The sequence below is a fragment of the Rhizobium glycinendophyticum genome (assembly GCF_006443685.1).
GTDB classification, from domain to species: domain Bacteria; phylum Pseudomonadota; class Alphaproteobacteria; order Rhizobiales; family Rhizobiaceae; genus Allorhizobium; species Allorhizobium glycinendophyticum.
Genome location: NZ_VFYP01000002.1, coordinates 31091 through 43632, shown reverse-complemented (window position 1 = coordinate 43632; position 12542 = coordinate 31091). Strand labels below are relative to the sequence as shown.

Below are 12542 nucleotides of genomic sequence, written 5' to 3'. Positions count from 1 at the left end.
CCAATCGTCAGGACATGCCGCACCGTTTTGCCTGCGCCTAAGATTTCACTGCCCTTTTCCAGGCATGTTGAGCGAAAACCGATGGATTCCAACACCGGGCTTGTCCGACCAGACGAAGGGAGCAGTTGTCCCACGCGCCGCATAAAAGGTGATACATGATGCATTTTTTGACTTCCCCAACGCCAACATATCCCATTGAAAATCAATGCACTTTCATGATGTCCATTCGCCGCTGATCTCGGCGCACAAATACTCTCAGGTACAAAGCCTACTCAGTCATGAGCAAACCGTGTCCTGTTCTCTTGAATGTTTCCTCTGGGTCTTTTTATAGAATCTGCGGTCTAAGTCCGAAACTTTGCCGTCTATCGCGATTAGTACTTATTTGCATGCCGGCTGCGCGGCTAGTGACTAGATGATACGAAATTTGAACATATGAACAAGTCCGTAAATAGATTCTTTGCGAACTGTTTTTCTGTTTTTATTAACTCAGGTAAACGACGGACTGATTAATTGATTGGTAACGATAAGCTCCTTCCGTATGGGTGGAGTGAGAGCATGCGCGGCAATTCAGCCTGGAATAGACTCAATCTCAATTCAAATGTTGATTTTACACTGACACTCGAAGACGCCGGCCTTCAATTTCGCCGAATGCTGTTCGAGGACATATTGCCTCTTTGGTCCACGGTCGGCATTGATCGGATGCGAGGCGGCTTTTGCGAAAGTATATCTCAAGAGGGCCGTATTCCAACTTCTGCCCGGCGGGTACGGGTGACGGCCCGGCAGATCTATAGTTTCTGTGAGGCGGCCCGATTGGGCTGGAACAAGACGGCGGCTGCGGCGTGCCTGCGTCATGGCTATCGCTTCCTGCTCAATTACAGTGCTCCAGACGGTCTGCTGTTCCATGGACTCAGTGATGACGATAGCCTTGTCGACCAGGACCATCATCTCTACGATCAGGCCTTTCTGCTGTTTGCCTATGCCCATTCCTTCGCGCATCTGCAGGACGAGGATTACCGGCGACGGGCGCTCTTGGCGCTGGCCAGTCTCCGGGAGCGGCTCGGGCATGACGCCGGCGGTTTCAAGGACCATACGGCGGCGCCCTATCCCCTGCGTTCAAACCCCCATATGCACCTGCTCGAAGCCGCGCTGGCCTGGATGGAGCTGGACGCCAATCCGACGTGGCGGATGCTGGCCGACGAGATCGTCGCCCTGTTCAAAAGCCGCTTCTACGACCCTGACCACGGGGTCGTGCGTGAGTATTTCCATGACGACTGGAGCGTGATCGACGAGGACGGCCGGTCGCGGATCGAGCCAGGACACAACTTCGAATGGGCGTGGTTGCTTATACGCTGGTCTCAGGCGACCGGCGGCAAGATCGGTGACCGGGCGGAGCGCATGATCACCTTTGCCGAACAGCATGGGGTTGACCCCGTCCGTCGAGTGGCGGTGAACGAGGTGTGGTCGGATGGTCTGATTGCGGACGGCAAGGCAAGGCTTTGGCCGCAGACAGAACGGCTGAAGGCCTGGCTTGCGCTTGCGGAAGTGCGTGATGGACAGGAACGCTGGCTGGCCGAGCAAAACGCGCTTGAGGCCTGCCGTGCCCTGTTCGCTTATCTTGATGTTGATGCCAGGGGTACCTGGCACGACGTGATGTTGGAGGATGGAAGCTTCAACGCGGGACCAGCGCCAGCCAGTTCACTTTATCACATCATCTGCGCCCTTGGAGAACTCATGCGATATCTGGAGCGGCAGACCGTCACAGGCGCGCTGAATCGATATAGCGACAAAGCGGAGGTGCCGTCGCAGATGCCGGCCGGTATCATCATGGGGATGTTGTGATGGGTGTCCTTTCGTTGCAAGGAGTCTCTCCTTCTCCAACCGTCGCCTCCGCTCCGGTCGGTCTGTCCACTGCGCTCAGCGGGGATTTGAAATTCGGGACCTCAGGGCTCAGGGGGCTGGTTGCTGATCTGGTCGGCCTGCCCTCACGCGCCTATGCACTCGGCTTTGTGCGTCATGCGATGGCTTTTGCGCCGCAGACGAGGCAGGTGCTGGTGGGCCGCGACCTGCGGTCCAGCAGTCTGGCAATATCGGAGGACTGCCGGGCGGCCATCGGGTACACGGGATTGACGGCGGTAGATTGCGGCGCTGTGCCCACTCCTGCCCTTGCGCTTGAGGCCATCCGTCGCGGTTGCCCGGCCATCATGGTGACGGGGAGCCACATTCCCGATGATCGCAACGGGTTGAAATTCTATCTACCGCATGGCGAGATCTCGAAGGTGGATGAGGCTGCGATTGCGGCACAGGTGGCGTCGCTCAGCGACACTGTTCTCGACAGTCTGTCACGGGCAGCGGTCCGGAAGGATGTCCCGGCGCCATCGGTCAATGCGGCATATACGGCGCGGTATGTCGACGTCTTCGGCCCGAGAAATTTAACCGGCCAGCGGGTCGCGGTGTACCAACACAGTTCGGTCGCCCGGGACCTGATGGTTGACATTTTGCGGGGACTTGGTGCCGAGGTTGCGGTTTTCGGCCGGGCCGGACACTTTATTCCGGTGGATACGGAAGCGCACGAACCCGAAATGGTCGAGTACATCGCGGAGATTGCGCGTACGGGTCAATTCGATGCGGTTGTCTCGACGGATGGGGATGCGGACAGGCCGCTTGTCGCTGACGAGACGGGCGCGATCATGCGGGGTGACGTGCTTGGCTTGCTCACTGCCAAACTCCTGGGGCTGCAAACGATTGTTACTCCGGTGACGTCCGGCAGCGTGGTCGAGCGCGCCGGAGGTTCCGGCGAAGTGGTTCGCACCCGTGTCGGTTCGCCTTTCGTCATCGCGGCCATGGAGGCTGCCGCCTTCGCAGGTAAGGCCGGGATCATCGGTTTTGAGGCCAATGGTGGCGTCTTGCTCGGTTCGGATGCGATCTGGCAGGGCCGTGCGCTCACCCGCCTGCCGACGCGGGATGCGATGTTGCCGATCCTGGCCTGCCTGCTGGCAATCGCAAACTTGGAAAAGCCACTTTCGGCCATCGTCGGGGACTTGCCTGTGGGATATGCGCTCGCGGATCGGCTGAAGGATATCCCGTCCCCGTTGTCACAGGATTTTCTTAGCCGGATTTTGCAGGGCGAGGCGTTCTTGGACGCTTATTTCAAAACAGTGGGCGTCATCTGTGCCGTCGACCGTTTGGATGGCGTGCGTGTCAGTCTCAATGACGGCTCCGTCGTGCATTACCGCGCTTCTGGCAACGCACCGGAATTACGATGTTATGTTGAGGCACAGACGAAAGAGCGTGCGTCCAATTTGCTTTCTTGGGGCATCGAAGCCGCGCGTATTCAACTCAACAGCAAGCAACCCTTGCACATTCAACGCTAATTCCGGGGCGGCAGAAATGCTGTGCGACAATGCAAAGAGATCTACTGCCGGAGGAGCTTCCCGAGGGAGCGGCCGAAGATGTTTCTCCGGCAAATGCCGTGGCGCTGACCGTCAATCTGGTGCGAGCGTATGTCACCAATCACATCGTGCCGCCTGCACAGCTTGCCAGCCTCTTGGAACAGACCCACAGGACGGTGCTCGGCCTTTCCAACCTTAAGCCGGAGCCGCTGGAGGATACCGTTTCGGTGGATGCGCAGGGGGGTGAGCGGCTGGTGTGTCTGGAATGCGGCAAGGCTTTCCGGGCGCTTAAACGACATCTTTCGGCGCAGCATCAACTCACTCCGGAGGCCTATCGCATGCGGTGGAACCTGCCGCCGGACTATCCGGTCACGTCCCCTGTCTATGCGGCTCAACGATCGGACATGGCCAAGGCCACGGGCCTTGGCAAACGTCAGCGCGGTCGACCGCGCAAACCCCGCCTGCAGACGGGAGAGGAGCAGACATGAGCCGGACCGGATCCCCGAAAGTCGCTTTTCCTGCGGAAACCGGTGCTCGGCGGCCCTGGCTTCTGGAGGCGCTTTCCCGTTGCCGGAGCGCGTTTTTCGGGGTCGGTCTGGTCAGTGCCCTGATCAACGTGCTCTTCCTCAGCGGTCCATTGTTCATGTTGGAAGTCTATGACCGGGTGCTGCCGAGCCGGAGCGTGCCAACCCTCATTGCGCTGTTGGTAATCCTCAGCGGTCTTTATGCCTGCCAAGGCATACTCGACCTTCTTCGCAACAGGATCCTGGCGCGGATTGGCGCTTATGTTGACAGCATGGCGAGCGAAGCCTGCTTTGCCATGACGGCCGCGAGCCCGCTTCGAGCGCGCACGAGTGCCGAAGGGCTTCAGCCGCTACGCGACATGGACCAGATCCGCTCGTTTCTGGGTGGACCGGGACCGAGCGCCCTCTTCGATCTACCCTGGATTCCACTCTACATGCTGATCTGTTTCGCCTTCCATTTCTGGATCGGAGTGGCGGCGCTGACAGGGGCACTGGTCCTGTTGTGTCTGACCTTGGCGACCGACCTGTCCTCCCGCCGCACGTCGCATGCGGCAACAGTGCTGTCGATCCAGAAATCAAGCATGGCGGAGGCAACCTCACGCAATGCAGAGGCCGTGCGCGTGCTGGGAATGATGCCGCACCTGGCCAGCCGATGGTCCGGGCTGAACGGCGCCTTCGTCGACAGCCAACTTTCTCTCAGCGATGTGGCGTCCGGTTTTGGGGCGATGTCCAAGGCATTCCGGATGTTTCTTCAATCCGCTATTCTGGCTCTCAGCGCATTCCTGTTCATCAAGGGTGAAGTAAGTTCCGGCATGATCGTTGCTAGCGGCATACTGGTGTCGCGGGCGCTTGCGCCGGTCGAGGTGTCGATCGCCCATTGGCGAACGTTCATTGCGGCAAGCCAAAGCTGGCGGCGCCTGACAAAAATCTTTGATGGGCAAGTCTCTTGCGAACGACTGGAATTGCCGGCGCCGGTCGCACGACTGGATGTCGAAAACCTGGCAGTGGTCGCACCCGGCGGCTCCAACCTGATCGTTCACAACGCAGGGTTCAGTTTGCAAGCCGGCTCGGCCCTGGCAGTGGTGGGGCCGAGTGCTGCGGGCAAGTCCACCCTGGCGCGTGTCCTGGTGAGTGCGTGGCCCGCTACCCGAGGCTCTATCCGGCTGGACGGAACTCTGCTGGAACATTTCGAGCCAGAGATGCTCTCTCGGCATATAGGTTACCTGCCTCAGGATCTTGAGCTTCTGTCGGGCAGTGTGGCGGAAAATATTGCCCGCTTCGATCCGGCTGCCACAAGCGAAGCGATCATTGCAGCGGCACAGGCGGCCGGTGTCCACGAGTTGATCCTGCGTCTTTCCGGCGGCTACGACACACAGATCGGCGAAAGCGGCCATGTGCTGTCGACCGGACAGCGGCAACGTATCGGTCTTGCGCGGGCACTGTACGGGGATCCGTTCCTGGTTGTGCTCGACGAGCCAAACTCCAACCTCGACCAGGCCGGCGAGGCTGCGCTGACTTCGGCGATCCGCAGCGTGCGTGCCCGGGGCGGGATCGCGATCGTGATCGCCCACAGGGCAAGCGCACTCGATGCTTGCGACCAGGTCATGCTGGTCAGTGATGGACAGACACAGATGCTGGAGCGCAAGCGAGATCTCATTCGCCCGGTGCCGGCTTCGCCACATCCGGGCGCGGATATACCCCCGAGAGCGGGACAGTCTGGAGGTGGCGCGCAGGAGGATAGCGGCGAGAGGGCGGCTCTGGACGTCGGCGTCACCGTCAAGCCGCTTGGTGCGATGGGAGAGCGTGCATGAGCTCGGAACGTTCGCATCGGCTTGTTCGGTCGATCCGCAGCAATCTCATGGTCGCAACGGCGGCACTGGCCTTGCTGACGGCTGGAGGCGGCGTCGCGGCCACCGTCGAAATCTCGGGGGCGGTGATTGCGGGCGGTACGGTCGTGGTCAATTCGGAGGTCAAGAAGGTGCAGCATCCGGCCGGGGGGACAGTGGCCGAGATTCTCGTGTCGAACGGGCAGAGGGTGCGGGCTGGAGATCTCGTGGCGCGGCTGGACGCGACGGTAGCCAAGGCCAATCTCGCAATTGTCAGCAATTCGCTGGACGAGCTCGTGGCCAAGCGGGGGCGGCTTTTGGCGGAGCGAGACGGCCAAGCCGCGATTGCATTTGATGCAGATTTGCTGGCGCGCGCCGGAGACGAAGGGGTGCAGCATATTCTGACGAACGAGACCCGAGCCTTTTCTCTGCGCCGGGAGGCACGGGATGGGCAGAAGGCTCAACTACAGGAACGGATCGTCCAGTTGAGCGAACAGGTTACCGGGCTTCAGGAACAAGCGGTGGCGATGGAAGTGCAGGTCGACCTGGCGCGAAAGGATCTCGCGCTGGCGCAAAAGATGTGGGCGCAGAAGCTGGTCCAGTATTCGCGGCTGAATATGGCGCAGCGGGAAAAGGCCGATCTCGACGGAGAGTTGGCCGGCATCCGGGCCAATATCGCTCAGGCGAAAGCGCGTATTTCCGAGACCAATCTTGAGATCTTTCAGATCGACCAGCAGCTTCGGGGGGACGTGGCGAAGGAATTGAATGATGTCAGTTCCGCGCTGTCGGAACTCAAGGAGCGCAAGGTCGCGGCAGAAGATCAGTTGCGGCGACTGGATATTCGTGCACCACAAGACGGCACCATTCATCAGCTCAGCATCCACACGATTGGAGGGGTCATTCTCGCGCAGGAAACGCTCATGCTCATCGTGCCGCAGTCGGACCTCCTGGTGGCGGACGTCCGGATCTCACCACAGGACATTGACCAGGTGCATCTGGGACAGGGCGCCTTTCTGCGCTTTCCCGCCTTCAACCAACGGCTGACGCCGGAGCTTCATGGCACCATCGAGCGTATCTCGCCCGATCTCGTCGTCGACCCGCAGAGCCGAGCAGCTTATTACGAGGCGCGGCTGACACTCGAGCATGATGGAGATGCGCTAGCGCTCAAGCCGGGGATGCCCGTGGAGGCTTTTTTGCGTACGAATGACCGCACCGTCGGGTCCTATCTGACCAAGCCCTTCACGGACTTTTTCTCCAAGGCGTTCCGGTCCGAATAGGCGACTGGCAAGCAGCGCCGATCTGCCGGGATGCGTTCGCTGCATTCCCAGCGATCGGCCGCTGCGCGGCATTCCACGCTTCGTGCCCCTTCTTGTATTGTATGGGTTGGGCTGGTGTGCCGAGAGCTCGGTGACGATCATCGGCAGCCAAGGGACGTTTCCGACTTGCTTCGGAAGGGGAAGGCCTCAAGGCACGATCACGGCCGCTTGGTGGTCTGCTATCACCATCGCCAAGCGTTGAGTTGGGAGTGTCCGTTGAGCTTCGCCTGTCGATTGGTTGAAGAGCCGGTGACGAACTGGTAGTGCTCACTCCACATCAGCCCTGCGCCCGTGATGCGGAGTGGGGGGCTTGAGCGCACGGCCGCGCCCATCAAACACATTCGACGGAAGGCAGAGACATGACGACGTCCGGCAAGAAGATCCGCATTGCACAGCCCGTGAAACAGGTGACGATCGATGCGGGATTGTTGCCCAAGGTCAAGCCCGGTGCTGCGGCGGCCTCCGGTGAGGCAAAGGTGAAGATCGTTGCGCCAATCGCGCCGAAGGCCGTGGCGCTGCGTCAGTCGTTGAAGCAGCAGTCCGCCAAGGCAGCGATCGCGCGAGTCGATGCAGCGATCGAAGCCAATACGGTGTCGCCGACCGATGCGAAGACCCTCGTCCTGTCGCTTGCCGCCCGGTTCCTCGGACGGGGGCCTGCTGCGGAAAAATGGTATCGCAGCCACCATATCGCCGAGCTCGACGGCCGTACGCCGGCGCAGATGGTTCGGGCAGGGGAATTACAGACGCTAGTCGCCCATCTGCGCGCCGTTGCAGCAACCGCCAAGGCCTGAGCCGCTCGGCATCTGCATCTGCATCTGCATCTGCATCTGCATCAGTTGGTCGAGACATCGGCATCGGCATCGGGATCAAAATCAAGATCAAGATTGATCGAATTCGGTCGCGAAAGCAGTCCAAACCCGTCGGCGACCTTTCTGATGCAGAGCGCTTGTGCAGCTTCATTCCCTCCTGACGGAGGCTCTTCTTGTCGTACCGAAACTGGGCGGCTCCCGAGAGCATTGCCATGGCTGGCACTCGCCTTCGTTTACGCTGTTGCAGTAGGAACATTGTGCGGCTGCGAGATGGATGTTAGCACAGCCGGCATGAGGACACGGACCCCTGGCCATGCTGCTTGCACCTCGCGATAGCTTCAACGATCTTCGCCGCGATTTCCGCTGGGAGATCCCTTCAAATTTCAACATCGGCCGGGTGGTGGCGGACGACTGGGCGGCGAAAGCGCCGGATCGGGTTTGCCTTGAACACTTTTCTCCTGATGGCCAGCATCTTTCGATGACCTATGGCGCGCTTGCCGCGCAATCGGCGCAGCTTGCCCATGCCCTGTCCGGCCTCGGCGTTCAGCGCGGTGATCGGGTGGCGCTGCTTCTGCCGCAGTGTTTCGAGACGGTCATCGCCCATGTGGCGATCTACAAGATGGGCGCGATCGCGCTGCCGCTGGCGCTTTTGTTCGGTGAAGAGGCGCTCGAATATCGGCTCAAGGATGCCGGCGCGAGCGTTGTTGTGACGAATGGTTTCGGCCTGTCGCGGCTCAAGCCGATCCGGGAACGGCTGGCGGGTTTGCGCGAGATTGTGTCGATTGATGGTTCCGCGCAGGGTGTCGCGGGCTTTGCCGCCCTCCTCGATGGGCAGCCGTCTGTCTTCGACGTGGTCGAGAGCGGTCCTGATGAGCCGGCCCTGATGATCTATACGTCGGGCACGACGGGGCCGCCGAAGGGCGCTCTGCATGGACACCGGGTGCTGGCTGGGCATATTCCCGGCTTTCAACTGGCGCATGAATTTTTGCCGCAGCCGGGTGACAAGATCTGGACACCGTCGGACTGGGCCTGGGCGGGCGGGTTGCTCAACGCACTCCTACCGGCCCTGATGCTGGGCGTGCCGGTCGTCTCGTCGCCGGCGCAAAAGTTTGATCCGCATATGGCTTTCCGGATCATGGCGGAGATGAAGGTCAGGAACGCCTTCATACCACCGACGGCATTGCGGCTGCTGAAGGCAGTTGAGCGACCGCGCGACACGTATGACCTGGTCCTGCGCAGTATTGGATCGGCGGGAGAGTCGCTGGGGCGCGAGACCTATGAATGGGTGAAATCGGCGCTCGGGATCGTGCCCAACGAATTCTACGGCCAGACAGAGTGCAATTTCGTGTTGTCCTCGGCCGCGCATTTGGGTGTGACGAAGGGCGGTTTCATCGGCAAGGCGGTGCCGGGGCATGAGGTGGCGATCATCGATGAGCAGGGGCGGCTTCTGCCGGCTGGCGAGACGGGGCAGGTCGCGGTGCTTCGGCCGGATCCGGTGATGTTTCTGGGCTACTGGAATAATGCCGAGGCGACCGAAGCGAAATTCATCGGTGACTGGATGAAGACCGGGGATCTCGGGCGGCAGGACGAGGAGGGCTATGTGCAGTTCTTCGGACGTGACGACGATGTCATCACCTCGTCCGGCTATCGGATCGGGCCGGCGGAGGTCGAGGATTGCCTGAGCGGACATCCGGCCGTGCGGCTGGCGGCGGTGATCGGCAAGCCGGATGCGCTGAGGACCGAGATCGTCAAGGCTTTCGTTGTGCTGCAGCCGGGATTTGGGCCGGGGGAGGTGCTTGCCGCCGAGATCCGCGACTGGGTGAAACACCGGTTGTCGATGCATGAATATCCGCGCGAGATCGAATTCGTGGCCGAGCTTCCGCTCACCACGAGCGGCAAGGTGATCCGCCGCTTCCTGCGCGATGGCGAGATCGCCAAGGCAAGCTAGAGCCGTTCATTTAGAAATGAACGGCTCTCATCAGCCGCCGAAGCGGCGGTTCAGCACCTTGTCGCGCAGGATGCGGGCAATGTTGCGGGTGTTACGATACATGTGCAGCTGGGCGCCCACTTGGCGGACATCGCGGTCGGTGTTGGAGCGCAGGCCAATTACCAGCGTGCCCATGGCTTCCCGCTCCTTCCAGAAGCGCGCCATGATCGGATGATCGGGTGCTGCACAGCTGTCGGTGCGTCTTATGTTGGCGTCGTCGAGATGCCATTCGGTGAGATCGGCAACGAGCAGCTTGCCCGGCGAGAAACGGGCGTAGGTCTCATCGAAGGCAGTCTTCCAGGTATAAGCTTCGCCGGCCATGATGAAGACCACCATCGAGGCAATGGCCCTACCGCCGAGGTCGAGCGTGTGAATGCGGACCTGATCGGCTTCGGCAAGATTGGTGATCGCTTCTCGGGCAAAGGCAGCGCGCAGGCGGTCATTGACCATGGCGGTACGTTTGCGACCCTTCCAGCCGCTGGCTTCAAGTGCGAGGAATTCTTCCATGCGCACGCGAATTTCCTCAGGCTGGCGGGCGACATTGTAGGTAACGGGCCCGATCTCGCAGAGCATACGGAACTGGCGGCGCATCTCGCGGAGATGGTTCTTGTTGAGCGATGCGCGCAGATAGGTTTCGCCGTCGTCCAGGCTTTCCAGCATTGGGCGCTCGTAGGTGGTGGTGACGGTCAGCGGCAGGTCACGGCTGATGGCAACGGCGCGGGCGAGCTGGGCAAAACGCCCGTCGAGGCGCAGATCCGGGAAGACGAGGACACCGGGAAGCTTGGCTTCCGAACGGCCGAGCGCCTCCAGCAAGTTGTCCAGCGTCTCGGCTGCCCCTTCGGCGTCAACCAGCGGTGTGCCGAGTGGTCCGAAGGGGTTGGACCAGATGCGGATGATCGAGGGGCCGACAGAAAACCCGGGCTTCTCGACAGAGTAAGGAAAGAGCATGCGCAGGCGCGAGCGGCGCTCATCCTCGTCTCTGATGACGGCAAGGCGGACCTGCCGTTCTTCGAGACGCGGCATGGCGGGAGCGAGGAAGCGGGGGGCAAAGAAGACATTGGCTTCCATGACACGGTAGGTCAGGTGCTCCAATTCGTCCTGCAGGTCATATCCCATCTGGCCGGGATAGATGCTGAGGCGGCGGCCGGGGCGGCCGACTGCGATTTCTGCTTCCGCGCCATGCCGCATGTCGCCGCCGGTCAGGCTGCCGATCAGGCGGTTGGCGCCGCTGTTCATGCTTTCGGTATAGAGACGATCGGTCATGTGGCTTTCGCCTCCATCCTGTGGATCAGGGCGAGCGGATCGGCGAAGGCGAAGACGACGACGCCCAGCGCGCGGCGAACTGCCAGATGCAGCAGCAGGGCTTCAACGGCCATGGCGCTGGCGGTTGCGGCTGCGGCGCCGGCCAGACCCAGATGCGGGATCAGCGTGACGTTAAGGCCGATATTGGTGGTCAGCGCCAGCACATAGACGCCGACGCAGAGCTTTTGCCGCCCGGCCATGGTGAGCAGCATTTCGGCAGGACCCACCATGGCTTTCGCCATGTTGCCGGCAAAGAGGATCGCCATCAGCATGTAGCCAGCGGTGAAGGCGGGCCCGAACATGCCGAGCAGGAACTCGCCGAGGACAAGTACCAGCGCGCCGACGGCCAGCGACGGCCAGAATGTCCAGCGGGCGGCAATTCCGGCGAAACCGGCCAGCCCTTTGCGATCACCTTCGGCCATGAGTGCGGAAAAGCGCGGGGTGGCGCCGGCCTTGACGGCGAAGAAGACGAACTGAACGAGCGCCATGGTCTTGGCGGCCGCAAAATAGATCGCCACCTGATCGGGCGGCAGGTAGAGGCCGACGACGATGACGTCGGAATTGGTGAGCAGGAAGCCGAAGCCCTCGATCAGAAAGATCGGAAAGGCGACGCGGAACCAGGCCAGGAAATCGATCTTGCGGACGCCCTTCTCGTATCGACGGACTAGCCTGCGGTCCACGGTCAGGAATTGCCCGATGGTGGTGACATAGGTAGCGCCCAGGGCGGCCTGCATGGCGGTGGTGGCCGTTGCCGGCGCGCCGAGGCTGACGGCTGCCATCATGAAAACGAGGATGAGCGTCGGGCGGATGATATAGGTCGGGCTCATGGCGACGATCGGCCAGCGATTGGCGCGCGCCGTGCCGTCGAGCACGTCGCCGAGCGCGATCATCGGCAGGGCGAACAGCGCAAGGAAGAGCGGGATGAGATAGTAACCTTCGATCCGGTCACCGAACAAATGGAGTGCTGTCATGCCGATCAGCACGAAAGTGCTGGCACTCAGCATGGCGAAGACGCGGGCGGTCATGGTGAGGCCGCGGATTTCTGCCTCCGCCTTGTCGAGATCGTATTGCGGGAGGAAGCGGATCACGGCCGTCGGGAAACCGAGGCAGGAAAAATTACCGGCAAGAACGACGAGGACCCAGACGAAGACAAAGATGCCGTATTCGAATTCGCCCATCAGGCGGGCCTGGATGATCTGCGACACGAAGGCGATGGCGGCGCTCAAAACCCGGATGGCGAAGGCGACCACGGCCATCAGCCGGGCCCGAGACTGGTCGTCGTCAGCACGCAGCGCGCGGGCCAGAGCCGGGCCTGCGGGCAACCATTTCTCCGCTGCTTCCAGAACAGTCATCGTGACGAACGCAATACTTCTCACAGGGACGGGCGTG

Annotated in this window: 9 protein-coding genes; 7 read left to right on the top strand and 2 right to left on the bottom strand. The window is 61.2% G+C overall.

Annotation, left to right across the window (positions count from 1 at the left end):
- Positions 1–555: 555 nt before the first annotated feature.
- From FJQ55_RS14860 to FJQ55_RS14830, 7 genes are all read left to right on the top strand, one after another.
- Entirely contained in the window at positions 556–1839 is a 1284-nt protein-coding gene (locus FJQ55_RS14860; RefSeq protein ID WP_140829380.1) for an AGE family epimerase/isomerase, read from the top strand.
- A gap of 86 nt (positions 1840–1925) precedes the next feature.
- Positions 1926–3371, top strand: coding sequence for a phosphohexomutase domain-containing protein (locus FJQ55_RS14855; protein WP_246085171.1), 1446 nt, complete (start codon positions 1926–1928; stop codon positions 3369–3371).
- 29 nt (positions 3372–3400) lie between these two features.
- A complete protein-coding gene (locus FJQ55_RS14850) occupies positions 3401–3877 on the top strand; it encodes a Ros/MucR family transcriptional regulator (protein ID WP_140829378.1) in 477 nt (158 codons plus the stop codon).
- Positions 3874–5724, top strand: a complete 1851-nt coding sequence (locus FJQ55_RS14845; protein ID WP_140829376.1) for a type I secretion system permease/ATPase — start codon at positions 3874–3876, stop codon at positions 5722–5724. Before FJQ55_RS14850 ends, FJQ55_RS14845 begins: the two co-directional genes overlap by 4 nt.
- A gap of 47 nt (positions 5725–5771) precedes the next feature.
- The gene (locus FJQ55_RS14840; RefSeq protein ID WP_246085151.1) at positions 5772–7016 is read left to right on the top strand and encodes an HlyD family type I secretion periplasmic adaptor subunit; all 1245 of its coding nucleotides are present in this window, start codon (positions 5772–5774) and stop codon (positions 7014–7016) included.
- Between the two features lie 398 nt (positions 7017–7414).
- On the top strand, positions 7415–7846 hold the full coding sequence (locus FJQ55_RS14835) for a hypothetical protein (protein WP_140829374.1): 432 nt from the start codon (positions 7415–7417) through the stop codon (positions 7844–7846).
- Positions 7847–8177: 331 nt separating this feature from the next.
- Positions 8178–9812 carry an AMP-binding protein gene (locus FJQ55_RS14830; protein WP_140829372.1) on the top strand — a complete coding sequence of 545 codons (1635 nt, stop codon included), beginning with the start codon at positions 8178–8180 and terminating at the stop codon, positions 9810–9812.
- Positions 9813–9842: 30 nt separating this feature from the next.
- Here the strand turns inward: FJQ55_RS14830 and FJQ55_RS14825 are convergent, their stop codons facing one another.
- Positions 9843–11114 carry a GNAT family N-acetyltransferase gene (locus FJQ55_RS14825; RefSeq protein ID WP_140829370.1) on the bottom strand — a complete coding sequence of 424 codons (1272 nt, stop codon included), beginning with the start codon at positions 11112–11114 and terminating at the stop codon, positions 9843–9845.
- Positions 11111–12505, bottom strand: a complete 1395-nt coding sequence (locus FJQ55_RS14820) for a lipopolysaccharide biosynthesis protein (protein ID WP_140829368.1) — start codon at positions 12503–12505, stop codon at positions 11111–11113. Before FJQ55_RS14820 ends, FJQ55_RS14825 begins: the two co-directional genes overlap by 4 nt.
- Positions 12506–12542 lie beyond the last annotated feature (37 nt).